The sequence below is a fragment of the Burkholderia crassaminum genome (assembly GCF_964265005.1).
In the GTDB taxonomy this organism is placed as follows: Bacteria; Pseudomonadota; Gammaproteobacteria; order Burkholderiales; family Burkholderiaceae; genus Burkholderia.
Map to the genome: position 1 here is coordinate 1,143,118 of NZ_OZ183800.1, position 24,599 is coordinate 1,167,716.

General features: G+C 66.9%; 26 protein-coding genes. 13 read left to right on the plus strand and 13 right to left on the minus strand.

Annotated elements, in window-relative coordinates:
- Positions 1-237: 237 nt before the first annotated feature.
- Positions 238-714: a nuclear transport factor 2 family protein gene (locus tag ACPTTF_RS22245; protein ID WP_423368236.1), complete on the minus strand. Its 477-nt coding sequence runs from the start codon at positions 712-714 to the stop codon at positions 238-240.
- 326 nt (positions 715-1,040) lie between these two features.
- Here ACPTTF_RS22245 and ACPTTF_RS22250 point away from each other — a divergent pair, with 326 nt between their 5' ends.
- On the plus strand, positions 1,041-1,427 hold the full coding sequence (locus ACPTTF_RS22250; RefSeq protein WP_205785288.1) for a winged helix-turn-helix transcriptional regulator: 387 nt from the start codon (positions 1,041-1,043) through the stop codon (positions 1,425-1,427).
- A 507-nt stretch (positions 1,428-1,934) separates the two neighbouring features.
- Here ACPTTF_RS22250 and ACPTTF_RS22255 read toward each other — a convergent pair.
- The gene (locus tag ACPTTF_RS22255) at positions 1,935-2,309 is read right to left on the minus strand and encodes a YXWGXW repeat-containing protein (protein WP_166951292.1); all 375 of its coding nucleotides are present in this window, start codon (positions 2,307-2,309) and stop codon (positions 1,935-1,937) included.
- Between the two features lie 619 nt (positions 2,310-2,928).
- Here ACPTTF_RS22255 and ACPTTF_RS22260 point away from each other — a divergent pair.
- Positions 2,929-4,050 carry a porin gene (locus ACPTTF_RS22260; RefSeq protein WP_423368237.1) on the plus strand — a complete coding sequence of 374 codons (1,122 nt, stop codon included), beginning with the start codon at positions 2,929-2,931 and terminating at the stop codon, positions 4,048-4,050.
- A 175-nt stretch (positions 4,051-4,225) separates the two neighbouring features.
- Here the strand turns inward: ACPTTF_RS22260 and ACPTTF_RS22265 are convergent, their stop codons facing one another.
- The gene (locus ACPTTF_RS22265) at positions 4,226-4,624 is read right to left on the minus strand and encodes a GreA/GreB family elongation factor (protein WP_006486027.1); all 399 of its coding nucleotides are present in this window, start codon (positions 4,622-4,624) and stop codon (positions 4,226-4,228) included.
- 511 nt (positions 4,625-5,135) lie between these two features.
- Here ACPTTF_RS22265 and ACPTTF_RS22270 point away from each other — a divergent pair.
- Positions 5,136-5,465 (plus strand): DUF4148 domain-containing protein, encoded by a 330-nt coding sequence (locus tag ACPTTF_RS22270; protein ID WP_166951298.1) that lies wholly within the window; start codon positions 5,136-5,138, stop codon positions 5,463-5,465.
- Between the two features lie 153 nt (positions 5,466-5,618).
- Here the strand turns inward: ACPTTF_RS22270 and ACPTTF_RS22275 are convergent, their stop codons facing one another.
- A complete protein-coding gene (locus ACPTTF_RS22275) occupies positions 5,619-6,080 on the minus strand; it encodes a CBS domain-containing protein (RefSeq protein ID WP_423368238.1) in 462 nt (153 codons plus the stop codon).
- A 177-nt stretch (positions 6,081-6,257) separates the two neighbouring features.
- On the opposite strand from ACPTTF_RS22275, the gene ribA reads away from it, so the two are divergent.
- Together ribA and ACPTTF_RS22285 are read left to right on the plus strand one after the other, a co-directional pair.
- Positions 6,258-6,908, plus strand: a complete 651-nt coding sequence (ribA, locus tag ACPTTF_RS22280) for a GTP cyclohydrolase II (RefSeq protein WP_069260282.1) — start codon at positions 6,258-6,260, stop codon at positions 6,906-6,908.
- A gap of 150 nt (positions 6,909-7,058) precedes the next feature.
- A complete protein-coding gene (locus ACPTTF_RS22285; protein ID WP_423368239.1) occupies positions 7,059-7,625 on the plus strand; it encodes a GNAT family N-acetyltransferase in 567 nt (188 codons plus the stop codon).
- Between the two features lie 21 nt (positions 7,626-7,646).
- Here ACPTTF_RS22285 and ACPTTF_RS22290 read toward each other — a convergent pair whose 3' ends face one another.
- From ACPTTF_RS22290 to ACPTTF_RS22305, 4 genes are all read right to left on the minus strand, one after another.
- A complete protein-coding gene (locus tag ACPTTF_RS22290; RefSeq protein WP_423368240.1) occupies positions 7,647-8,033 on the minus strand; it encodes a VOC family protein in 387 nt (128 codons plus the stop codon).
- Positions 8,034-8,291: 258 nt separating this feature from the next.
- A complete protein-coding gene (locus ACPTTF_RS22295) occupies positions 8,292-9,056 on the minus strand; it encodes a hypothetical protein (protein ID WP_166951310.1) in 765 nt (254 codons plus the stop codon).
- A gap of 51 nt (positions 9,057-9,107) precedes the next feature.
- Positions 9,108-9,716: an acyl-homoserine-lactone synthase gene (locus tag ACPTTF_RS22300; RefSeq protein WP_423368241.1), complete on the minus strand. Its 609-nt coding sequence runs from the start codon at positions 9,714-9,716 to the stop codon at positions 9,108-9,110.
- Between the two features lie 210 nt (positions 9,717-9,926).
- A complete protein-coding gene (locus ACPTTF_RS22305; protein ID WP_423368242.1) occupies positions 9,927-10,370 on the minus strand; it encodes a DUF4902 domain-containing protein in 444 nt (147 codons plus the stop codon).
- A 73-nt stretch (positions 10,371-10,443) separates the two neighbouring features.
- On the opposite strand from ACPTTF_RS22305, the gene ACPTTF_RS22310 reads away from it, so the two are divergent.
- Complete coding sequence (locus tag ACPTTF_RS22310) at positions 10,444-11,163, plus strand: autoinducer binding domain-containing protein (RefSeq protein ID WP_166951319.1); 720 nt, start codon at positions 10,444-10,446, stop codon at positions 11,161-11,163.
- 56 nt (positions 11,164-11,219) lie between these two features.
- Here the strand turns inward: ACPTTF_RS22310 and ACPTTF_RS22315 are convergent, their stop codons facing one another.
- From ACPTTF_RS22315 to ACPTTF_RS22335, 5 genes are all read right to left on the minus strand, one after another.
- Complete coding sequence (locus ACPTTF_RS22315; protein ID WP_423368243.1) at positions 11,220-11,927, minus strand: MgtC/SapB family protein; 708 nt, start codon at positions 11,925-11,927, stop codon at positions 11,220-11,222.
- A gap of 305 nt (positions 11,928-12,232) precedes the next feature.
- Positions 12,233-13,777, minus strand: a complete 1,545-nt coding sequence (locus ACPTTF_RS22320; RefSeq protein WP_423368244.1) for a TolC family protein — start codon at positions 13,775-13,777, stop codon at positions 12,233-12,235.
- Positions 13,764-15,836 (minus strand): FUSC family protein, encoded by a 2,073-nt coding sequence (locus ACPTTF_RS22325; RefSeq protein WP_423368245.1) that lies wholly within the window; start codon positions 15,834-15,836, stop codon positions 13,764-13,766. The genes ACPTTF_RS22320 and ACPTTF_RS22325 overlap by 14 nt, the downstream gene beginning before the upstream one ends.
- A complete protein-coding gene (mdtN, locus tag ACPTTF_RS22330; protein ID WP_423368246.1) occupies positions 15,817-16,866 on the minus strand; it encodes a multidrug transporter subunit MdtN in 1,050 nt (349 codons plus the stop codon). The genes ACPTTF_RS22325 and mdtN overlap by 20 nt, the downstream gene beginning before the upstream one ends.
- Positions 16,863-17,156 (minus strand): hypothetical protein, encoded by a 294-nt coding sequence (locus tag ACPTTF_RS22335; RefSeq protein ID WP_011547413.1) that lies wholly within the window; start codon positions 17,154-17,156, stop codon positions 16,863-16,865. The genes mdtN and ACPTTF_RS22335 overlap by 4 nt, the downstream gene beginning before the upstream one ends.
- A gap of 417 nt (positions 17,157-17,573) precedes the next feature.
- Here ACPTTF_RS22335 and ACPTTF_RS22340 point away from each other — a divergent pair, with 417 nt between their 5' ends.
- From ACPTTF_RS22340 to ACPTTF_RS22370, 7 genes are all read left to right on the plus strand, one after another.
- On the plus strand, positions 17,574-17,987 hold the full coding sequence (locus tag ACPTTF_RS22340; RefSeq protein ID WP_423391178.1) for a hypothetical protein: 414 nt from the start codon (positions 17,574-17,576) through the stop codon (positions 17,985-17,987).
- A gap of 281 nt (positions 17,988-18,268) precedes the next feature.
- Positions 18,269-19,417, plus strand: coding sequence for a metallophosphoesterase (locus tag ACPTTF_RS22345; protein ID WP_423368248.1), 1,149 nt, complete (start codon positions 18,269-18,271; stop codon positions 19,415-19,417).
- Positions 19,418-19,597: 180 nt separating this feature from the next.
- Positions 19,598-20,203 (plus strand): alpha-ketoglutarate-dependent dioxygenase AlkB family protein, encoded by a 606-nt coding sequence (locus ACPTTF_RS22350; RefSeq protein WP_423368249.1) that lies wholly within the window; start codon positions 19,598-19,600, stop codon positions 20,201-20,203.
- A gap of 340 nt (positions 20,204-20,543) precedes the next feature.
- Positions 20,544-20,750: a hypothetical protein gene (locus ACPTTF_RS22355; RefSeq protein ID WP_034180396.1), complete on the plus strand. Its 207-nt coding sequence runs from the start codon at positions 20,544-20,546 to the stop codon at positions 20,748-20,750.
- 319 nt (positions 20,751-21,069) lie between these two features.
- The gene (gspI, locus tag ACPTTF_RS22360) at positions 21,070-21,501 is read left to right on the plus strand and encodes a type II secretion system minor pseudopilin GspI (RefSeq protein ID WP_423368250.1); all 432 of its coding nucleotides are present in this window, start codon (positions 21,070-21,072) and stop codon (positions 21,499-21,501) included.
- Positions 21,485-22,147, plus strand: coding sequence for a PulJ/GspJ family protein (locus ACPTTF_RS22365; RefSeq protein ID WP_423368251.1), 663 nt, complete (start codon positions 21,485-21,487; stop codon positions 22,145-22,147). The genes gspI and ACPTTF_RS22365 overlap by 17 nt, the downstream gene beginning before the upstream one ends.
- 188 nt (positions 22,148-22,335) lie before the next feature.
- Complete coding sequence (locus ACPTTF_RS22370) at positions 22,336-24,558, plus strand: tetratricopeptide repeat protein (RefSeq protein ID WP_423368252.1); 2,223 nt, start codon at positions 22,336-22,338, stop codon at positions 24,556-24,558.
- The last annotated feature ends 41 nt before the right edge of the window (positions 24,559-24,599 follow it).

Genomic DNA, 24,599 nt, shown 5'->3' on the forward strand with positions numbered 1-24,599 from the left:
GAACGGCCGCCCGTGCCGGCCGTGTTTCGCGTACGACGGCGAGCCGGCGGCGCGGCGGCCGGCTGTGCGGTCATGCGGGACGGCGGCCGGTGCGGCGGCGAAGCTCGATTGTAGGGGACTTTGCCGGCGCGAGGCATGCTCGCTTGCCCGGCGCCCGGCGCCCGGCGCCCGGCGCCCGGCCGATCGCCCGTCGACGGGCGACGCGCATCGTTGCGTACCGCGTAGGTGCCCCGCGCGTCAGAACATCGTGTTCGCGTTCGCGGACGTTTCGGGTACCGGCTGGATCACGTCCCAGTGTTCGACGATCTTGCCGTCCTTAACGCGGAAGATGTCGACGACGGCTTCGCCGCGGTCGCCCGGACGTTCGGTCGCATGCACGTGCAGGTAGACGAGGTCGCCGTCGGTTGCGCTGCGCACGATGCGCGCGCGCGATGCCGGGTTCTTCTGGAACGCGCCGACGAAGTACGACACGAACGGCTTCTTGCCGTCCGGTACGTGCGGGTTGTGCTGTTTGTAGTCGTCCGCGACGACGGCCGCGGCCTCGACCGCTTCGTGCTTGTTGAAGAAGCGGTCGTAGAACGTCAGCACGAGCTGGCGGTTGGCTTCCTCGGCGGCCAGGTCGCGCGTGGCCGGGCCGGCGGCCAGCGCGGCCGTCGACGCGGCCAGCAGGACGAGCGCGGCAACGGCGCGAACGGGGGAGCGGAGCGATGACATGTAGCGGGTTCCTTGTCTGACGAAGCGTGGGTTGGCGCGCGATGCGCGACGGCGGGTCGAGCCGGCCATGACGATCGGCGGGCGACGGGGCAGAGCCGCGGATGCACGTGCGTGGTCGACGCGAGGGATTCGCCGCGCAGTTCGTATCGCCACGATACGGACTGCGCGAGGCCGCACGTCGTCATGCTTCGTTGAACTGGCGAATCCGCGCGGCTGCCGGGCCGATCGAATGGTACAGTTGCCGCGAACCCGTCACAAGAAGTCAGCGCGGTGTGAACAGGTCACACCGCGCTGACCATGCGCTGCCCTTGAAAGAGAATCCCGTCATGCCGTTCCCGCCAGCTGATGAAACCGTCGAACTCGATCAGCCATGCCCGATCCGCGATGTGCTCGACCGCATCGGCGACCAGTGGAGCCTGCTCGTGCTCGAAGCGCTGTCCGGCGGGACGATGCGTTTCAACGAACTTGGCCGTGCGATCGGCGATGTGTCGAACCAGATGCTGTCGCGCACGCTCAAGCGGCTCGAGCAGGACGGCTTCGTCAGTCGCACGCTGTTCGCCGAAGTGCCGCCGCGTGTCGAATATGCGCTGACCGACCTCGGGCGTTCGTTCCTGACGCCGATGCAGGCGATGATCCGGTGGGCCGACGAACATCATCGCGCGATCTGCGCCGCGCGACGTCGGGCACGGGAGCTGGAGGGCGGCGGGCGCTGAGCGGGAGGTGCGTGCCGCTATGTCGACGGGCGTTGTACTGCGGATGGAGTGCGATGCGACGACGCATGTCGCGACTGCATGTGCATTGCCGCACGTGATTTCGTTATCCGAATGATCTCTGGTGGGGTGAGCAGGGTCGCCGATGCTTCGATGTGTTGTGTTCCGTTCGTCCCGAATGCGGCAATGCGCTGGCGGTGCCCTGCTTACGGGGCACCCGCCGGGGCGACCGAAACGGCGGTCTTCCTCTGCATGGCGCACAAGCGGCGTGGCAGGGTCCGGTCGAGCCGGGATGGCGCACCGCAGATCGGCGGGCATGTCGGCGGCCGAGGTTGCCTGACCTGATGGACGCCTCGACACCGGTTTGGACGCCGGCACCGGGGCGAGGTCGGGCAGGGCGCGCGGGGCCGCCTGCCAGGCATCACGATGTCGGGGCCGAATGGCGCGGGTTCGCCGCGCCGCCTGATCCCGGGCCTGCCATCGGCCGAGTGCCAGGCGCCGGGTGCCTGCCTATCGCCATGTACCGTCGACGTAGATCCACACGTGTCCTTGGCGACGCCAGTAGCCGGGCACCCAGCGACGCCCGGGGCGCCGTGACACCCAGCGGCCGGACACCCATATATAGCGGCCACGCTGCCAGCGCCAGTAGCCGTCCGTCCATATATAGCCGTGCGGCCGTGGCGGCGGCGGGCGGCGATCGTGTCGGGCGGCTGGCGGCGCGAATCCCGGCCGGTCCGCATAGGGCGGCCCGCCGGGCACGCGGTTCGGGCCGGACGGCCGGTACACGGGTGGCGCGGGCTGGGCCGAGGCGGCGCGGAGCCAGCTGCCGGTGCCGACGAAGGCGGCGGTCAATCCGATGGCGCGTAACAAGGAGCGTCGATTCATGGCGTGTCCTGTTTGTTCAGTATTCGAGGCTGCCTTACATTAGCCTGCCAGTCCGCCGACCGGGTTACGCGCGCGGTTAAGGCTGTTACCGTGCGTCACGGCAGGCAGGCAGGCGAGCCGCCGGCAGGCGCAAGCCGACCTTTCTGTTTTGCTGCGGCTGACGGGTGGAGGTTGTCCGTTGTACGAACGTCGCGCCCTGTTTACTGGCTGACGGATGCGTTTTAGGTGCTCGGAGCCTGAAATTCGAGACTGAATTGGGTAAAATTTGCCGATTCCGGGGTGGTGTACCGAATCCGTTTGTTGTTTCTATGCAACCGTCAAGACGATGACATGAAAGAATGGTGCGATGGAAGCCTCCAAAAAGCCCCCGTCAAGAAGTCAAAAACAAACGTTAAAACAAATACTTATAACTCGGCCCCACTTTCATTATTTCTAGTTCTGGAAAAGCTTATTTCTTTATTTGCGGATCGCTCCCCTAGGGTACACCCCTAAACTCACGGTTCCCAAACGGGCAACTATCCGGGCGCGGCCAGCAGGATCGATGGCGCTCCCGGGCGGTTGCAGACCGTTTATGAACAAGGTCGCGAGACCTGCCTCTTTTTAGAAGGGAGCTCCACGAATGAACAAGACTCTGATCGTTGCAGCAGCTGCAGCATCGTTTGCTACCGTCGCTCACGCGCAAAGCAGCGTCACGCTGTACGGCGTGCTGGACGCAGGCATCACCTACACGAGCAACGTCCAACCGGCACTGGGCCAAGCTGGCAAGTCGCGCTTCGCGATGGGTTCGGGCATTGACCAGAGCCGTTTCGGCCTGCGTGGCTCGGAAGACCTGGGTGGCGGCCTGAAGGCAATCTTCACGTTGGAAAGCGGCTTCGGCATCGGTAACGGCAAGCTGGGCAACAACGGCGGCATGTTCAACCGTCAAGCCTTCGTCGGCCTGTCGAGCCAGTACGGCACGGTCACGCTGGGTAAGCAGTATGACGCAGCGCAAGACTACCTGGCGCCGCTGACGGCAACGGGTTCGTGGGGCGGCACGTACTTCGCGCACCCGCTGAACCTCGACCGTCTGAGCACGACCGGCGACGTCGCAGCGAACAACACCGTCAAGTTCACGAGCGCGAACTACGCTGGCCTGCAATTCGGCGCCACGTACTCGTTCTCGAACAGCACGAACTTCGGCAACAACCGTGCGTACAGCGCGGGTGCTGCATACCAGTTCCAAGGTCTGAAGCTGGCAGCTGCATACTCGCAAGCGAACCTGGGTGACGGTACGAACGGTAGCGGCGCAACGTCGTCGGCGATCGGTGGCGTTGCTAGCCAAGGCCGCGTCCGCACGTACGGTGCTGCTGCTGGTTATGCATTCGGTCCGGCACAAGTCGGCGCAGCATGGACGCAAGCGCGTCTCGACAACAATGCAGTCGGTAGCCTGGGCTCGGTGCGCACCGACAACTACGAAGTCAACGCAAAGTACAACCTGACGCCGGCTCTCGGCCTGGGCGCTGCTTACACGTACACGAACGCGAAGATCAACAACGGCAGCACGCACTGGAACCAGTTCGGCCTGCAAGCTGACTACGCACTGTCGAAGCGCACGGACGTCTACGCACAAGCTGTGTACCAGCGTGCAGCGAAGAACGGTGTTGGCGCATCGATCTACAACGGCGACAGCTTCAACAACAACCTGCCGAGCTCGTCGATCAACCAAACCGCAGCAACGGTTGGTCTGCGTCACCGCTTCTAAGCGTGACGGCGGGGTAACCCGCTTCGCAGCATCGAAAAAGGCGCCTTCGGGCGCCTTTTTTTTCGTCTGCGGAATGTGGTGTCGACGATTCGCGTCGTCCGGATGCAAAAAAGCGAGGCCCGTGCCTCGCTTTTTCGTTGTGCGCCGTTACGGGGCGATACCCGCGGCAGATAGCTCAGCGCGTGTATTCGCCGTTGGCTTCCGGCTGGAACACGATCGCGGCGACCTTCATCAGCTTTTCGGCGCCGCTCGGCTGCATCACCTTGACCATCTGGCCGCGCTGGGTACCCAGCAGCGCCATGCCGACGGGCGAGAAGACGTTCAGGCGGCCGAGTTCGAGATTGGCGGCATCCGGATAAACAATCGTCCAGGTGGCTTGTTCCTGGGTCGCTTCGTCGAGCAGCGTGATCTGCGAGTTCATCGTGACGACGTTCGCCTTGATGGCATCGGGCTGGACGATGTCGGCGCGCTCGAGCAGCGTATCGAGCATCGTCTGGAAGCGCGGGTTGTGTTCGGCGTGCTTCTCGAGGCGAGCAACGTCGAGTTCGGTCAACTGGTAAAGGCGTTGTTTCATGGCAGTTCTCCAAATGATCGGCAGGGGCAGGCGTGGCGTGCCTATGAGGATCGCCCGGAGCCTGTCTGACTGGCTCCGGGAGGAGACCGAGCCGTCAGATCAGGCGCCGGGCAGGGGCGAGCGGCGCCTGGGCCGTGCGTCGAGCGAGGGGATACGCCGGATGGCCGGCGCGCGCGCGCACGCCGGCCGGGCCGGACGGCGAAACCGAAAGGGGCGTGAGCGCGTACATGGTGGATGGAATATCGACTAGCGAATAAAACCTTACGATTCTACAACACAACCTTTGGGATATGTGATTTGGCCGTCGGCATTTCGTCAGCGATTGTTGTGCCGGCGAAGCAAGTTGCGGCGATATCGTCCGGGAAAGGCGGGTTATTCTTGTCAAAATCGCAACGCTGTATGTTCAAACTAAGGGTTTCCCCTTGGGATGACGAGAACTACACTCCATTCAATCGCTTCAGACAGTCCTGCCGAGGCGACGTCATAAGAGAACATATTCCGGAGGTAAATCATGAAGTCGATCATCTACGCAGCCATCGCCGCATCCGTCCTTGCCGCCCCGATCGCATCGTTTGCGCAGTCGGAGCAGGGGCTGACCCGCGACCAGGTCAAGGCCGAGCTCGTGCAACTCGAACAGAACGGCTACAAGCCGCTGGCGACCGATTCGCAGTATCCGGACAACATCCAGGCCGCCGAACAACGCATTCAACCGAACCAGCCGACGCTCGCGCAGGCTGATACGAGCGGCTACGGTGCCGTGGCGACGGGTGCCGGACAAGCCGGCCGTCGCATGACGCGTGAAGCACCGAACCCCGTGAACTCGGTCTACTTCGGCAACTGAACGCCCCCGGGTCTGCCGAGCGCACCGCTTAATCGACGAGACGCGCGCCAGTTGCCCGCGTCATTCGCCCGCAGGAGCAGAACCTCCGTCGCCGCATTCCGGCGGCTTTCCGCCCAGACGCTCGCGCGTTTGGGCCTTTTTTGCTGGGGTGGATCAGGCGGACGTGACCGCGGGCGTGCCGTGGATATAGTGTTCGAGCTGGCTGATCGTGAACTGCTGATCGGCAATCACGCTCTTGACGAGGTCGCCGATCGAGATGAGGCCGACCAGCTTGCCGCCGTCGAGGACGGGCAGGTGGCGCATCCGGTGCTCGGTCATCAGCGCCATGCACTCGTCGGTCGATTGCGACGGTTCGACGTAACGCACCTTCGCCGTCATGATTTCCTCGACGCGGGTGGCTTTCGATGAGCGATCCTGCAGGACGACCTTGCGCGCGTAGTCGCGCTCGGTGACGATGCCCGCAATGTCGTCGCCGTCCACGACCAGCAGCGCGCCGATGCCCTTTTCCGCCATCAGCTTGATGGCGTCGTAGACGAGATCGGTCTTCTTGACGGTGTAGATGGTACGGCCCGAATCCGGCTTGGCCTTGAGAATCTGCGCGACAGTCGTGCTCATTCGCTTTCTCCGTGTGCAGGTCGATGCTGGGCAGGCAGGGCGTGATGCGTGTCACCCGACGAGCCCAGTATAGCCGCGCAGGTGGCGGCAGTCGCGTGACGATTCCAGATTAGCGGTAAACTGCCGTCACGTACTATCCACACAACTCCTACATTCCTGAACGTTTCGATTGAATTCATGATGTCTTCGCGTCCCCAATCGCCCACGCCGGGCAATGGCCAGGCCGACGAGTGCGTGACGCTCGTCGCCACGGCGTCGCTGCCCACGCGCTACGGTACGTTCACGTCGTACGCTTTCCGCGTATCGGGCAGCGATGCCGAACATCTCGCGCTCGTGATGGGCGACGTCGCCGGCGAGCAGTCCGTGCTGACGCGGCTGCATTCCGAATGCCTGACCGGCGACGTGTTCGGCTCGTACCGCTGCGACTGCGGCGAGCAGCTCGATCTCGCGTTGCGCTACATCGCGGCCGAAGACCGCGGCGTGCTGCTGTATCTGCGCGGCCATGAAGGGCGCGGGATCGGCCTGAGCAACAAGATCCGCGCATACGCGCTGCAGGAGCAGGGGCGCGACACGGTCGAAGCGAACCTCGACCTCGGCCTGCCCGACGACGCCCGCGAATACGACTCGGCCGCCGCGATCCTCCGGATCCTCGGCGTGACGTCGGTGCGGCTGATGAGCAACAACCCCGCGAAGTTCGACACGCTCGCGAAGCACGGCATCCCCGTCTGCGAACGCGTGGCGCTTGCGGTGCCCGTGCGCGAGGAAAACGAGCGTTATATCCGCACGAAGCAGACGAAGTTCGGGCATTACTTCGAAGAGAACGAGTAATTGCCGCGGGCGCGCCGGCGCCCGTTTCTCGTCATCTGTTCCCGTGATCGTCGCCGGCGCAAGCGACGATCACGATTTCCTCTTCGTCCATTCCGCTTTCGGGTATGTGAAGGCGCTCGCGTTACGCCGCCTGAACGATCCGTCTCCCCCATGTCCACACCGTCGAAGATCGAAACCGGGCGTCTGACGCTGCGTCGCTGGCAGCCGGCGGATGCGGGTGCGCTGGCGGAGATGCATGCGGATCCGGAAGTGACTGCGTGGCTCGCGCGCGGCCCGATGTCCATTGACGAGGCGGGCGACGTCATTGCGCGCTTCGACGTGCATTTCAATGCGCACGGCTTCGGCCCATGGGCAGTCGAGCGCCGTGCCGACGCGATGTTGATCGGGGTGTGCGGCCTGTCGCACGAAGTGCGTGCGACACATCCGATGGCGCCGTGCGTCGAGATCATGTGGCGGCAGGCTCGCCACGCCTGGGGGCATGGCTACGTCGCCGAAGCGGCCGCCGCCGCATTGGCCGACGGGTTCGACCGGATCGGGCTCGACGAGATTCTCGCGTGGACGGCCGACACCAACCTGCGATCGCAGCATGTGATGCAGCGGCTCGGCATGCAGCGTCAGCCCACGCGCGATTTCGACCATCCTGCGTTGCCGGAAGGACACGCGCTGCGTCGGCACGTCGTGTTTGCCGCCCGCGCCGCCGACCTGGTCGGCGCGTAACGGCTCACACGGATTCGCCCGTCAGCGCCACGTGCCGTTCTGCAGCACGATCCGGTAGCCGTCGGCATCCTCGAAGGTCTGGCCGGATATTTCCCAGTACGGATTGAACGACGTCACGGGCATGAAACCATGCGCTGTGGCGCTCGCGCAGGCAGATTCCCATTCCGGCCGATCGGGCAGGTAGAACACGATCAGGTCTTCCGGCGTTGGCGACGGCGCGATCGGGTGGTCGGGGCAGTGCGTGAATTCGAAGTGATAGTCGAGGCCATCGCGTCCGAGCATCACGCCGGAAAAGCCGTCGTGATCTTCAAAGCGTGCAAGGACGGACAGGCCGAGGCCGTCGCGATACATGCGTTCGGTTCGGGCGAGGTTGCTGACCGGGCGGGCAATGCGCAGATGGGCGTGCAAGATGGCCTCGGGGGAGCGTGGCAGACCCGCCGATGATAGTCGATTCCGATTGTGGCGTGCCTGACTGTGTGCGCAGGCAACCGATGAAGGCGGGCGATGGTATGGCCCCGCAATTCGAACAGGCAAGAAAAAGCCCGCTGCATCGCAGCGGGCTGAATCCATGTTTGGAGACATGGAGGAGACAGACGTAAATTTAAGGGAAAACCCGAGGCATGGCAAGCCCTAGTTGTATCGATACAACTTTCTGTTGCACTGGAATCACATGCCGCCGGCCCGCGCGTGCGCCGCAAACGCGCTGAACCGCTCCTGCGCGACAGGCAACGCGAACTTGTCGCGCATCTCCGTCTCGATCCATGCACAGGCTTCGCGCGCGCAGTCGGTCAGCGCGTGGCGCGTTGCATGCCCGTCGATGTCGTAGACGAAGCGCACGCCGACTTCGTCGTCGGCGACCTGGCGCTCGAGCTGGTTGAGCTGCAGTTGCGGCCCGTGCTGTTGCGACAGCGCGCGCAATTCGTCGAAGTGATATTCGAGCCAGTCGGCAAAGAACAATGCGTCGCTGTGGCACGGCAGCCGGAAGGCCGCGCTGCGCGACGGGCGCGCCCCGGCTTCGCCCGCCGATGCATGCGGTTCGCTGTCGGCGGCGATGGACGTGTCGACAGGGGCGAGCGGGTGCTGAATCCGGCGGTAGGGTTCGCGGTCGCGCAACGCATGCCACAGCAATTCGTCACCGGCGGCGCCGGACGGCTGCATCGTCAGGTCATGCCGGCCTTCGCCGGCCGGCGCGATGTCGCGGATCACGAGGCGCAGCGAGCAGAGCGGCTCGTCCGCGACCAGCAGCGTCGCTGCGCGCGGCAGCCCGCAGACGAGCGGCGCGGCGCCGGCGGCACGGAACACGAGGCCGCGCCGGTCGAGCCGCACGAGCGGCAGCGGCCGGGGAAACGACGGGTAGGCGACCGCGATGCGGGCGCCGTTGGGGCTCGTCAACCCGGGCATCATCGCGCGAAAGACCTGAGACTGGTCCACGTTGATTCTCCTTCGTTACGATGCCGCCTGAACAGGAACGCGTGTTCCGGATCAGGCGGCGATGGCTTGCCGGGCAGCCAGCCCCGGCTCGATTCCTAGTGCGGCAAACGTTTGCGGATCGATATCGATCCAGCACGCGACCACCAGGCGTCCGTCCACCTGCTTCGGCGGGCCTGCGCGGTGCGCGTGTATGCCGATCCGGCGGAACAGCCGCTCCATGCTCGCGAACGTCACGCCGATCAACTGCCGCGCGCCAAGCTGCGCCGCGCACTCGACGACGGCCGCGAGCATCGGGCGCACGGCCCATTCGGCATTGCCCGGCCCGCCTTCGTCGTCGGTCGCCGCGAACCGGGAGAGCTCCCAGACGGCGGCCGATTGCGGCAGCGGCATGTCTTCGGCGATCAGTTCGGCGAACAGCGACTTCAGCAGATACGGGCGCGTGGTCGGCAGCAGGCGCGCACATCCGCACATGTCGCCGCCGGCGTTTCGCGCGAACACGTACACGGTATCGTCGCGATCGAACTGGTCGCGCTCGAAGCTTTCGTTCGCCGACGGGAGCGCCCAACCGAGCTGTTCGACGAACACACGGCGCCGATAGCGCCCGAGATCCGCTGCTAGTTCGTGCGGCAACCGCCCTTCCTCGTGAACGAAGGTCTGCATGGTGTCCTCGGATCTGTGCTTTTGTATGTGCGCATTACATCGCGCAGCACGAGGAGGCTGTAACTGGTAACTCTTACAGGGTGGCGGTGGAACGACGCCGATCAGGACGTGGTAACGGTTTCTTGATCAACGGGATTGAAAACCGTGCCGCTTTTGCTTATAAAGAGCGCCAGCATCGCGGAAATCGTCAGAGGAATGCGCGGCCAGTTGTCACTGGAGCGTCGGACCGGCATGATAGGCGTCGTTGTGCCCGAGCAGGGCCGACGCGACCGCTGCGGGCCAGTCGATGTACGCGAGCCGCGCGGCGAGCGCGGCGGCCGTGCGGAACATGCCGATGTCGGTGCCCGTGGCGTCGACGGCCATCACGTTGCTGCGGACGTCGCCGCCCGCGATCACGAACGTGCCCGTCGCGCGTTCGAGATACCAGTCCCAGCCGATCGTCACGTAAGCGACGCCGGCACTGGCCGGGCGATGCCATTCGGTATAGCCGGCGAGGCGTGCGTCGATTGCGCTGTCGCGCAATTCCGCAAGCAGCGATGCGTCGAGGCCGCTTGCGACATGGTCGAGCGCAAGCACGGCCAGTGCGCTTTCTGACAGGCGTACGTAGCCGTCCGGGGACGGGCCGAGGACCGGGTGCAGCAAAGGTGAAGTCATGCGCGGAATGTATCAGCGTCGAACGGGTGCTGGAACCTGACAAGTATGACAGCGTGACGTTGTCGGAGAATGAATGGAACTGCGCTGGCAGGATGCCTATCAACAATTCAGCGCCGCGGAAGACGAGCAGCAGCTCTTCCAGCGGATTGCCGCCTATTCCAAACGGCTGGGATTCGAATACTGCTGTTATGGCATTCGCGTGCCGCTGCCCGTATCGAAGCCATCGGTAGCGATCTTCAATACCTATCCAGACGGATGGATGGCGCACTACCAGGCGCAGAACTACATCGAGATCGATTCGACGGTTCGCGACGGCGCGCTCAGCACCAACATGATCGTGTGGCCGGACGTCGACCGGATCGAACCGTGCCCGCTGTGGCAGGACGCGCGTGAGTTCGGGCTGTCGGTAGGCATCGCGCAGTCGAGCTGGGCGGCTCGCGGTGCGTTCGGCCTGCTGAGCATCGCACGCCATGCCGACCCCCTGACACCGGCGGAAATCAACATGCTGACGCTGCAGACGAACTGGCTCGCGAACCTGTCGCACTCACTGATGAGCCGCTTCATGGTGCCGAAGCTGTCGCCGGCAGCGGGCGTCACGCTGACCGCGCGCGAGCGGGAGGTACTGTGCTGGACGGCCGAGGGCAAGACCGCGTGTGAAATCGGCCAGATCCTCAGCATCTCGGAGCGGACGGTCAACTTCCACGTCAACAACATCCTCGAGAAGCTGGGTGCGACGAACAAGGTCCAGGCGGTCGTCAAGGCAATCTCGGCCGGTCTGATCGAGACGCCCTGACCCGGAATGAGGGCGGGCGCGGGCGGCAGCGCGACACGCGGCTGCCGCCGGGCCGCTCACTCCATCAGCGGCTCCGCTTCCTTCGCGGTCCAGCTCACGCTGGAAATGCTCTTCTCCATGCTCATCCGGCTCGCGATCTGCTCGAGCTTCTGCTGATCCTTCGGATGCAGCTTCAGTGTCGCGGTCACCTTCAGCCGGTCCGGCTGGTCGGGCACATCCTCGCTCGTGAGGCTCTGGAACGACAGCGGCTTCGCATACATCGAGTTCGACAGCAGCGTGCGGATGTGCACTTCGTCGGCGGTCAGGCAGATCACGGTGATCTGGTATTCGCGCACGAGATCGGCGTTCGACACGGGTGTGGCGTTGATCGCCTGGCTGACGCCGCGCAGCACCGTATTGGTGAGCAGCACGACACCCGTGCCGGCAAGCGCGGGTACGAAATGACCGGAGCCGGCCAGCACGCCGACGGCGGCCGAACACCACAGTGTCGCGGCCGTGTTGATGCCCTGGATCGAGCCCTTGTCGCGCATGATCACGCCGCCGCCGAGAAAGCCGACGCCCGACACGACGTAAGCGGCGATCTGCGTGACGCCCGCGACGCCGTTGCCGGTCAGCACGCCGAGCGTGACGAACAGGCATGCGCCGCTCGCGACGAGCGTGATCGTGCGCAGGCCGGCCGTGCGCTGGCGCATCTGGCGCTCGAGGCCGATGGCGACGCCGCAGGCGAACGCGGTGAAAAGACGAAGTGCGAAATCGAAAGTCATGGTTGTCCTGCCGTGCAAGGAGCGCGTGCCGTTTCGCGTCGCTGCGGCGCAATGCCGAAAGCGACGCGAAGATAGCCGTCATCGCGCGGTACTGTACCGCGCGAATGCGTCATTCAGTGTGAAACGGTAGGCGTGCGGCTCGCGGAACGCGAGCCGGGCAGGAGAACTGCGTCGGACAGGCGTTCAGGCGGCAAGCGGCGCACGCAACGGAGTGCTGCAACTGTCCACGATGGTTCCTGAAGGGAGAATGGGCGGCATTCTAGTGGGGGGCGAGCGCATGCGTCAACCGCCTCGCGGTGGTCGGGCTACTGCGCCGAGCCGATCGTCCCCGTCGCAAGCGCGAGCGCAGCAGCGGCCGACAGCGCGCCGGCATAGCTGTCGACCTCCGCGTTGCGGGCGGCGAGCAACTGGCTTTGCGCGATCGTCGCATCGGTGACCGAACCGACGCCGTTCCGGTACGCGGTCAGCGCCGCGTCGTAGCTCGTCTGCGCGGCGTCGACGAGCGCCTTCGCCGCGTCGTGCGACGCAAGGCTCGTCTGCACCGCGTTCTGCGCGGCGACGACCTGACGGACGGCTTCCTCCTTGGTCCGCGTGAGTCGCGCGGAGGCGCTTTCCGCATCGTTGCGCGCCTGCATCAGCACGGCCGAGCGCAGGCCGCCGTCGTACAGCGGAATCGTCACGCCGAGGAACACGCCGCCACCGTAGCGGCTGCCGTTCAGGTTGACGGTCGGTGCCTGGTCGCCGATCGCGGGCAGCGCGGAGATGGACGTGCCGCCGCTCGCGTACGACGTCGACGCGGACAGGAAGATCTTCGGCATGAACGCGGCTTCCGCGGCCTTGATCTTCGCGCGATTGGCTTTTTCAAGCGCGAACGCACCCTGCAGGTCGGGGCGGCGCGCGATTGCATCCGACACGATCGCGTCGACCGACGAGCCAAGTGCGGGCGGCAGCGGCCGCTTCGGCAGCGCGGCAATGGTCGGCTTCGACAGCGGCGAGATGCCGAGCGCGGAGACGAGGGCGAGGTAGCTGTCGCTTTCCGTGCCGTTCGCCTGCACGAGCGCGAGGTTTGCCTGCGCGCGGTTCTGTGTCGCCTGCGCAAGCTCGACGACCGTGCCGACGCCATGCTTGAGCCGCGCGCGGGAGGCCGTGAGGATCGCGTCCGCGTTTGCGAGGCCCTGCCGGGCGCTGAGGGCGCGCGAGCGCGCGGCGTCGTAACGGTAATACGCGACGGTCACGTCGTGGATCACCTGCTGGTGCACGGCCGTGAACGCGACGTTCGACGCGATCGACGCCTGCTCGGCCGCTTCGACGCGCGCCGCGCGGCCGCCGAAGTCGAACAGCAGCCATTGCAGCGACAGCGCCGAGATGGTGCCGTGAGCGGTGGTGTCGCTCGACGAGTCGCCGAGGATCGTCGACGTCGAGCCGTGGTTTGCCTGGTACGCACCCATGGCCGTCGCGGACAGCCTCGGCAGGTAGGCGGACTTGGCCAGGCCGACCGCGAGCGCCGCGTTGCGTGCATCGTTCCAGGCGATGCGGGTCAGCGGATTCGCCGATTCGGCGAGATCGATCAGCTCGGGCAGCGTGTATGCGTGCGCGGTGTCGAGCGCGGCCGGCGGCGAGACTGACGCGAGTGCGGGCGAGGCGGGCAGCGTGTAGTCGTGCGAACCTTGCGCGGACGTGCGCGGCGGGCCCGGCACGATGTCGCCAGCAGCCGACGTCTGCGGCTGCCACGGGCGGTCGGACGCCTCCGGCGCCAGATCGATCGATGACGTCGCGCAGCCCGCCAGCGCGACGGCGGTCGCGAGGGCGGCGGCGGCGATCGAGGCGGCCGGCGGTTCAGGTAGGCGCATGGGGGGCAGGCTCCTTCGGTGTGGCTTGACGGGCGGCGTCGGCGATGTGCGCGAGCCGCGTGTCGATCAGGTTCAGCAACGCGTCGCGCGCGGAGTCGGCAGGCGCGGCGCCCGGCGGAGTGGCTTGCGGCGCGGGCGAATCGGTATGACGCGCGGCTTCGTCGTCGCGCGGTTCGGTCACGCGGGCGAGCTGTGCGGCGATCGCCGCGTCGCCGGGCTTGCGTTCGGCGAGCAGGAACAGCGGGCCCTCGAGCGCGCCGAGTTCCGCGAGTGTGCGCCGCCGCGTGGCGAGCCACGTGGCGGCCGGCCGCACCCACGACGGTTCGTAGTGAACCAGCCCGAGCGCCTGCGCGATCGCGCCGTGGCGGGCGAACGCCTCAGCTGCGAGCGCACGCCGCTCGGCCGGCTGCGCGACCTGCACGAGGCGCCGCCACTGGTCGGTCAGCGCCGCGAGCCCGGCGTCGATCTGCTTGCCGATGCTGACGGGCCAGATGCGCGTGAACACGAGATACACGACGACGTTGCCGAGCAGGATGCCGATCGTGCGGTCGCGCGCGATCGTCAGGTCGAAACCGGGGCCGGCGCCCTGGATCACGCACAGGAAAAACGCGAACGCGATCTGGAAGCCGGCATACGCGATGCGCGGCGAGCCGAATGCGACCCACGCGGCGAGCCACCCGCCGGCGAACACGAGCGCCATCAGGTGGCCGACCGACGACAGCGACGGCACGACGAAGACGAGTGCCGCTGTGCCGAGTAGCGCGCCGACGATGCAGCCGAAGATTCGCAGCGTGAGCTTCTCGACCGTCTCGGCCGTCGAGCCGAGCGAAACGATGTAGCAGGTGACGACGCACGTATGGATGCCCGACCAGTCGAGCTGCGAATACAGCAGGTAGCAGAAGATCGCCGCGGCGGTTGTCTTCAGCGCGTAGCGGATGTGGTCGGGATTGGTGCGCGCGTCGGGCAGGAAAAAGCCGCCGCGCGGTGCGGGCGGCGTGGCTGCTTCCGCGGCAGCAGGCGCTTCGGGGGCGGCCGCCGGCGCGTTGGCCGCGGCGGCCGATGCATCCGTCGTGGCTTCAGCCGCTGCGGCCGGTTCCGCGAAGCGTGTGATCGCCGCATGGATATCCGTGACAGCGACACGCGCGAGCGGCGGCAGTGAGTCGGCCGGCGGCAGTGCGAGCGTCACGTCGACGGGGTAGCCGCCCTGGTCGAGGATGTCGGCCATCTCGTCGAGCGTCGCGGCAATCGGGGTGGCGTACGTGTCGGGCAGCCGCGCGCCCGGTTCGCGATCGGCCAGCGCGACGCCGACGAGCAGCGCGGTGCTCGATGCCACGGCCTGCCGCAATGCCGCGAAGTCGGCGGCGGACGACGAGCCTTCGAGTGTCGACAGCTTGAGCCACGTGAGCAGCTGCTTGTCGCCTTCGTGAAGGCCGGTATCGAATGCGTCGCGTGCCGCATCGTCGCCGCGCAGCCGCTGCGCGGCGAGCCGCAGGCGCTTCGCGAGCTGCGCGTGCGCGAGCTTGCGCGGCGACGGCGCGATCAGCAGGTTGACGACGATCGCGACACCGACCGGGATCGCGATCGTCAGCCAGATGTACAGCAGCGCGCGCGTCGCGGCTTCGCCGAACGGCGCGAGGCCGAGCTGGTCGAGCCCGAAGCCGACGATCATCGCGAGGATCGCGCCGACCGGGCGCAGCTTGCTGGCCGAGGTCAGGTACAGGAGGGCGACCGACAGCACGGCCATGCACGCAACCCGCAGGATCGAATAGTCGATGCTGAAGATCGCGATGCCGAGCACGAGGCCGATCACGATCGTGACGATCAGCAGCAGCGCGGCCGCGAGCACGACGCTCGTCACGCGGTCGGCACGGATCATGAAGAACACGACGTACGCGGACAGCGCGGCTTCGGGCGTGCCGTATGCGGCCGTCACAAACGCGGTCAGCGCGCAGATCAGCGCGACCCGCACGGCAATCGACGCACGCCCCGGAAACGGCGCGAGCAACCGCAGGATTTCGCGCGGGCCCGGCGCGCGAACCTCAGCGGCAGGCAGTGCCATGCCGGACCTCGACGATCGCGCTGGCGCCGACGCGCACGAGCGTGCCGTCGGGTTCGTCGAGCTTCACGCGCACGGGGAAGCGCTGCGCGACGTGCACCCAGTTCACCGAGTTCTGCACGATCGGCAGCGTGCGCGGCAGGTTGATGCGTGCGCTGTCGGCGATGCCGGCGCCAATGCCGACGACCTTGCCCGTCAGCGGGCGGCTGCGGTCGATCATCGAATAAACGGTCGCGCAGTCGCCGACCGCGATGCGGCTCAGCGACGTCTCGCGGAAGTTGCCGACGGCGAACCATTCGCTCGCGTCGATCAGCGTGAAGATCGACTGGTTCGACGCCAGGGTTTCACCGGTCAGTACCGTCAGGCCCGTGACGAGGCCGTCGTGCGGCGCACGCACGACGGTGTCGTCGAGGGCATGCTGCGCGCGCGCCAGCGCGGCTTCGCGCGCATGCAGCGTCGCGATCGCATCGGCGTCGTCGCCGATCGTCTGCGCGGACGCGCGCTGCTGTTCCTGTGCCTGCGTGAGCGACACGGCTGCGTCGCGCTGGCGGACCTTCGCCTGGTCGAACTGCTGCGCGCTGACGTAGCCCTGCGCGGCGAGCGGTGCGAGCCGGTTCACGTCGCGCGCCGCAAGGTCGTGGTTCTGCGTCGCGCGCTTGACCTGCTCAGCGGCCACGGCCGCGTTCGAGCGCTCGCCGATCAGCGAACGGCGGCGCGTGTCGAGCGAGGCGCGCGCGAGCTCGAGGTCGGCCTGCGCCTGCGCAACCGTCAGACGGTACGGCACGGGATCGATGACGTACAGCAGGTCGCCCTTCGCGACACGCTGGTTTTCATGCACCGCGAGCTGCACGATGCGGCCGCCGACCGGTGACGCGACATGCACGACGTCCGCGTCGATCGACGCGTCGTCGGTGGACGGGTAGGCCGTCGTGCGGTAGTACGCGTACACGAGCGCAGCGATGCCGAGCGCGACGATCGCCAGTGCGATCACGCGGCCTTTGGTCGAGGGGCGGGCGATGCCGGCGGCCTTCATGCGAACGGCCCCGTGCCGGTGAGCCACACGATTACGGCGACCACGAGCCCGATCGCGGTGCAGACGGCAAGCTGGTAGGGCACCGTGGCGGCCCAGCCGGTCGCGACGAATACGCGGTGCGCGACGATCGCGCCGACGACGCCGACGATCGCACTGACGAGCCAAAGCGGGAAATACGCGCCGAACAGGACGTACGACGGTGCGCCGCGCGATGCGCAACCCGCGAGCGGCAGGGCGGGCGCCAGGACGGCGGCGACGCGCAACGGCGCGCGCGGCGTTGTTTTTCTCATGGTGTGACGAGCTCGACGTTGGGGGTGGATGCCGGGCGCGGCGCAATGCGGATCGTCGCCGCGACGACGATTCCAAGATACGGAGCCGATAATAAATCAGCGTGATGCGGACCGCCAGCGATCCGCCTTGCGCACCGTGGGGGCGTTGCCGGTCGGGGAGCGCATCCACTCGTCCGGCATCGCGTTTCGGCAACCGAGGGCAACCGGGACCGGACCGTCGCGATTCTGCCAGTGCAAGCTCGCGTAGGGTTGCTAACAGACTGTAAAGGATCGTCAGACGAACGAAGGGTGGCTGAGTTTGCCTTGGCGATAGGGTGAAATCGGTGTGGAAATGGTCGATTGCCACTCGAACGCATGGGAATCAGGTTGGCCCGGCAGGCCGGAGGACGATGTTGACGAGTCGGTCGACGGGATGGCGTGCGAAGCGCGCAGTGCGTCGAGATCGGCCACGCAGATCTGCAGCGGGCGTTCGGCGAGAGTTGTCTGCTCGTCTGCTCGTCTGCTCGTCTGCTCGTCTGCGATGGCGATGGCGATGGCGATGGCAACGGCAACGGCAACGGCAACGGCAACGGCAACGGCAACGGCAACGGCAACGGCAACGGCAACGGCAACGGCAACGGCAACGGCAACGGCAACGGCAACGGCAACGGCAACGGCAACGGCAACGGCAACGGCAATGGCAATGGCAATGGCAATGGCAATGGCAATGGCAATGGCAATGGCAATGGCAATGGCAATGGCAACGGCGCGCAGCGCCATCGGCTTCGCATGCCGACGCGCGGCGCCTTCGGGCAAGCCGCGGACGCTCCCATCGATCATCCGGCAGACTGATCGAAGTAGCTGACCTGGATGTGCAGGCGCAGCGTGCGTTTCATGCCGGTAGCGGGGGCGCTTCAAGAAGTCGTCGATCGCGTTCACTTCGGGCAGGCCGATGAGGGCGTGGCCTCGCGCTGTGTCGAGCGGCAGCGACGCCAGGCCAGCGACCGGTCGTCGCCGCCGCGATCTGTGTACCATCGTACGTCTGGTGCGACGCGCGGAACGGAGCCTCACGGCCCCGTGTGACGCGCGACGCGGAAGCGATAAAGCAGCATCGCAACGAAGGTGAGCGTTCCATGCGAAGTTTTTTTGTCCGGTTCATCGCAATCGGCGTGCTGTTCCATCTGTACGTCGGGATGCGGATCATTCCCGATGCGTTCGCGTCGCCGGTCGCGCGCACGATCGCGGCGCTCGTGCTGGCGAGCTTCGTCGTGCTGATCCCGGTCGGCATGTTCTCGCGCCGCTTCGACGAAGGCTGGGCCGCGACGCTGGCCGGCTGGGTCGGGTCGCTCGTGATGGGCTTCTTCTCGTCGCTGCTCCTGCTGACGTTCCTCCGCGAATTCGTGCTGCTCGGCGTGTTTGCATGGCGGAATCTCGGGCACGACGGCGCATGGCCCGGCGCGGCGACCGACACGGCGCTCGGCGTGCTGGTCGGCGCGGTGCTCGTCACCGTGATCGGGTTCGTCGGTGCGCGCCGCACGGCCGCGGTCAAGCGGGTGTCGATCCCGGTCGCGGGGCTGCCGGCCGGGCTCGACGGGCTGACGATCGTGCAACTGTCCGACATTCACGTCGGGCCGACGATCAAGCGGCCCTATGTGGAACGGATCGTGCGCGCGGTCAATGCGCTAGATGCCGACCTCGTCGTCGTGACGGGCGACGTGGTCGACGGCTCGGTCAAGCGCCTGCGCGAGCACACGGCGCCGCTCGGCCGCATGCAGTCGCGGCACGGCAGCTTCCTGGTGACGGGCAACCACGAGTATTACGCGGGCGCGCATGCGTGGATCGACGAATTCCGGCGCATCGGGCTGACGGTGCTGCTCAACGAGCACGTGCTGATCGAGCATGACGGCGCGCACGCGGTGCTCGCGGGCGTCACGGATTTCACGGCGGGCGGGTTCGATCCCGCCCATCGCAGCGACCCGGAGCAGGCGCTGGCGGGGGCGCCGCACGAGGTGGCAACGAAGATCCTGCTCGCGCACCAGCCGCGCAGCGCGGAAGCGGCGAACCGCGCGGGGTTTACCGTGCAGTTGTCGGGGCACACGCACGGCGGCCAGTTCCTTCCGTGGCCGCCGTTCGTGCGGCTGCAGCAGCCGGTGATCGGCGGGCTGAGCCGCTTTGGCGATCTGTGGCTCTATACGAGCCGCGGCACCGGATACTGGGGGCCGCCGAACCGCTTCGGCGTGCCGTCCGAGATCACGCTGATCCGGCTGACGCGCGGCGGGTAGCGCACTGTCCCCCGTTTGGAAAAAATCATTCGCGGGACCGGGGCAAGCCCGTCATCGGCGGGAGAAGGGAGGGCGGCAGCTTTCTTCAACTGCGAATGACAGCGCATGGCGGCGTGCGACGCCGTTGGCTAGTATGCAGGCATGCACTATTCGCTTCGCCCATCGCCCGTTCCTCTCGACATGTCGACACCCGATCTCTTCGCTGACACGCCCGCCCCCGACGTGGACTGGTACCCGGACTGGCTGGCGCCGCCCGATGCCGATCGCGCGCTGGCCGCGCTGATCGACGAGGTCGCGTGGCGGCAGGACACGATCCGCACGCCGCGCGGACGCATTCCGCTGCCGCGGCTCACCGCATGGCAGGGCGAGCCGGATGCCGTCTACGTGTATTCGGGGATCCGCAACGTGCCGGCGCCGTGGACGCCGGCCGTGTTCGACCTGAAGTGCGCGGTCGAGGCGACATGCGGCGCGCGTTTCAACAGCGTGCTGCTCAATCGCTACCGCAATGGACAGGACAGCCTCGGCTGGCACGCGGACAACGAGCCTGAGCTTGGCGATGCACCGGTGATCGCGTCGGTGAGCCTCGGTGCGATGCGCGTGTTCGACCTGCGCCATCGCGTGACCGGTGTCACGCATGCGTATCGGCTCGCGCATGGCAGCCTGCTCGTGATGCGCGGACGCACGCAGGCCGAATGGCAGCATCGCGTGCCGAAGGCGCCGGGCGTGCAGGGCGAGCGGGTGAACCTGACGTTCCGGCGTGTGATGCCGGCTGGAACGGGCCGGTAACGACCCTCGCCACCGCGGTGCCCGGATCGCCGGGCGATTCGCGCCCCGTTTTTTTAACTCACGGGCGACCGACGCAGGCAAGCAGTCGCGTGTGCGGCACGTTGCCGCATGAGCACGAAACCGCGCGCTATAAAACGGCGCTGAGACCCGTCCCATATGGGTTTCAGGAAAATTCGATCGACCGATCGGTTCCGATAGATGAGTGAAACCTCTGATGGTGCGTCGCAACAATCCTTGACTAGACTGTCGAATGGCAGAAGCGCGTCGTATCCCGGCGCGACCCTTTCGACATGCCCCAAGCGTCGCCGATGCGGCGCGCAAGGGGGCAGGAGCAAAACGCGTGACCGTACTCGACCCTTCCTTCGAACCCTCGCTGCACGTCTTTGAACAAGACGGCGGATGGCAATGGGCGCTGACGGTGAAGCGGGCGACCGGCGTTGGCGTGAAAGTCGTTGCGTTCAGCCGGGAAGGCTTTCGCGGCGAGGCCGAGGCATATGCCGCCGGCCAGCTTGCCCGCGCCGAGTATGACGCCGCCGTGACGGCCTGAGGCCGTCGCGTCGATCCCGCTCGAGGATCGCCTTCACCGCCCGCCGCCGGGTGTTTTTTTCCGATCGTTTTCCGTTTTCCGTTTTCCGCCCGTTCGCCCGCCGCGCCGCGCTACGCCCTTCGCGCGATAGCGCATGCGGCGCGCGTGGGCGCATGTCCGTCCGGGCCCCCGCGCCAAATGGTCCGTACCATTCGACACGTGTGTGCCATACGCCGCGCTTAACGTCCCTGCACGGCGTCCGTCGCGCCGGCGATGCGGCTTCGCGCCGTGATTTGAACGCCGGATGCCGGACGCCGACCCATCGACAAGAATGCAGGTCATGTGCGACGACAGAACCGACTACAACCGCCATGCGCGCGGCGGATCGCGCACGGCGCGGGCGCCGCAACGGGGATTCACGCTGATCGAGGTGCTGATCGCGCTGGCGATCGTCGCGGTGGCGCTGGGTGCCGTGATGCGCGCGATCGGCGCGCTCGCGTCGGATACCGACATGGCGCGCATGCGCCTGCTCGCGTTGTGGAGCGCCGACAACGCGCTCGGCGAGATCCGCATCGCTTCGACCTGGCCGCCCGTCGGCACGAACACGTTTGCATGCCCGCAGGGCCGCTACCGGTTCGTGTGCCGCCAGTCGGTGGCCGCGTTGCCGAGCCCGCTCGTGCGTCGCGTGACGGTGAGCGTGTATCCGTCCGCGTCGAGCCGCAACGTGCTCGCCGAAGTCGTCACGGTGATCCAGAATGAAGCGCGCCGCTGAACCGCGCGCGGCGGCGCGTGCCCGCGGCTTCACGCTGATCGAGATGCTGGTCGCGATCGCGCTGCTCGCCGTGATCGCGCTGCTGTCGTGGCGCGGCCTCGACGCGACGATCCGCGGCCGCGACGATATCGCGTCGAATCTGGCGCAAACGCGTCTGCTCGGCCGCTACTTCTCCCAGTTGCAGTTCGACCTGACGAACCTCGTCACGGCCGACGAAGTGTTCGGGCCGCCGCTGCGCATTCGTCCGGGCGAGCTCGTGATGGTGCGCCATCTCGGCGTCGGCGGCGGGCCGACGCAGATGCAGGTCGTGCGCTACCAGCTCAAGGGGCGCGAACTCGTGCGCAGCGCGTCGCAGCCGCTCGCGTCGCTCGCCGACGTGGAGGACGCGCTGCAACACATGGACGCGTTCGCGCGCGTGGTGGTCAGCAACGATGCGCGCTCGATGCAGCTTTCCGTATGGATCCCGCCCGGCGGATGGACAACGAGCCAGGCCGCCATCGAACAGAGCTATGCGCAGTTTCTCGCGCAGCACGGCATCAGCAATTCGACGTCGATCGGCGTACCGGTGCCGCGCGGGGTCCGCTTCACGGTCACGATGGGCGCGCCGGCGGTCGAGTACGTGCGGACGATCCCGATCGGCCAGTGAGCGCGCAAGGTCGTCCGGCTTGCGCGTCCACGCGCGGAAAGGCGTTCCGTCCCCCGGGCAAAATGGTCCGTAACTTTCGTCATACGTCTGTTATTGGCCGTCCGTTAGTCTCGTGCCGAGCATGACCGCCGCGACCGGTTCCATCGACCGGTTCAGCGGCGGCATCGGCAAACGGGAAGGGGGCGAACGTGACGGTCGAGCACCGGCATGATGCACACGCGGGCGCGTCGGGACACGACGCGCGCGGGCAATGGCAATCGGCGGCGATGCTGGGCCGCGCACAGCAGTGGCACGGCGCGGGTCGCTTCGACGACGCGGCACGGGAATACCTCGCGGTGCTCGCGAAGGAGCCCGACCATCCGCAGGCGCTGCATCTGTACGGCGTGCTGCAATTCCAGCGCGGTGCGGCCGAACAGGCCGAAGCGCTGCTGCGCCAGTCGATCGCGATCGCGCCGGACGTGCGCGCGCTGTCGGATCTCGGCGCGATCGTCGGCGAGGGCGGCCGCATTGACGAAGCCCTCGGCCATTTCGAGAACGCACTGCGCGCGGCGCCCGACGATGTGCAGACACTCGTGCGTCACGGCAACACGTTGATCGGCCTGCGCCGCTACGACGACGCGCTTGCGTCGTTCGACCGTGCGCTCGCGGTGTCGCCGCTCGTGCTCGACGCGCTCTGCAATCGCGGCGGCGCGCTGCGCGCACTCGGCCGCCTCGACGACGCGCTCGACACCTACGACCGTGCACTGATGGTCGATCCGCATTCGTTCGAATCGTGGTTCAACCGCGGCCTCGTGCTGCGCGAGTTGCAGCGCGCGGCCGATGCGCTGCATTGCTTCGATCGCGCCAACGCGATCCGGCCGGGCATCGCCGCGATCATGGCCGAACGCGGCCGTACGCTTGCCGGGCTCGATCGTCTCAACGAAGCCCTTGCCGCCTTCAACGACGCACTCGCGGCCGATCCCGCGCGGCTCGACACGCTCTGCGACAGCGCAGCCGTGCTCGAACGGCTCGGCCGTGCGGACGAAGCGCTCGCGCGGTGCGAACGTGTGCTGGCGCTCGATCCGGACCACGTCCGCGCCCTCGCGGGCCGTGGCAATGCGCTGCTGCAACTTGAGCGCCACGACGACGCACTCGACAGCCATGACCGGGCGCTCGCCATCGATCCGCGCGCGGCCGACACACTGTGCAATCGCGGCACCGTGCTGCGTGACCTGCAGCGCTTCGATGCGGCGCTCGCCAGCTACGACGCCGCGCTGGCACTCGACGAGCATTTTGCCGAAGCGTGGATGAACCGCGGCAACGTGCTGCGGGACCTGTATCGCTACGAAGAAGCGATTGCGTCGCTCGATCATGCGCTCGAGCTGCGCCCCGATCTGGCGACGAACTGGCTGGCCCACGGCAACCTGCTTGCCGAAATGGGGAAGGCGGAGGACGCCTTCACCGCCTACGATCGCGCGCTCGCGCTGCAACCCGACTTCGCCGCCGCACACTGCGCGCGTGCAGCGCTGCACCTGATGGAAGGCGATTTCGCGCGCGGCTGGCGCGGGTATGAATGGCGGTTGCGCGATCCGCAACTCGCGCGCGATGCACGGTCGTTCACGCAGCCGGTGTGGCGCGGCGACGAACCGCTCGAAGGCAAGACGATCCTGATCCATGCGGAACCGGGCGTCGACGACACGCTGCAGTTCTGCCGCTATGTCCCGCTCGTCGCTGCGCGCGGCGCGCGCGTGGTGCTCGAGGTGCAGCCGTCGTTGCGCATGCTGATGGCGTCGCTCACCGGTGCGGCCCGCGTGATCGCACGGGGCGAGCCGCTGCCGGCCTTCGACTGCCATGTGCCGCTGTCGAGCCTGCCGCATGCGTTCGGCACGGAAGCGCACACGATTCCGCACACGGCCGCGTACCTGCATGCGGACCCGCAGCGCACGCGCCAGTGGGACACGCTGCTGGGCGAACGGTGCAGGCTGCGCGTCGGATTCGCGTGGGCGAGCGATTCGGCACGACGAAACGACGCCGGCCGGTCGATCGATTTCGCGCGACTCGCGCCGCTGTTCGATCTCGACGTCGACTGGATCAGCCTGCAGAAACCGGTGCATGAGCGCGACGCCGCGCGGCTGGCCGATGCGCAGGTACGTCGCGTCGACGACGAGCTAGGCGATTTCGCGGACAGGGCCGCGTTGATCGGCGCGCTGGATCTCGTGATCGCGGCCGATTCCGCGGTCGCGCATCTGGCGGGTGCGCTGGGCGCACGCGTATGGGTGCTGCTGCCCGATCCGCCGGTGTGGCGCTGGATGCGTATGCGTGACGACAGCCCGTGGTACCCGTCCGCGCGACTATTTCGCCAGCCGGCACCCGGCAACTGGGCCGATGCGATCGACGCGGTGCGTGCCGCGCTTGAACCGATGACACGTTAGACACGACACGCGATACGAACAGCGATAAGTGAGGGCGACAC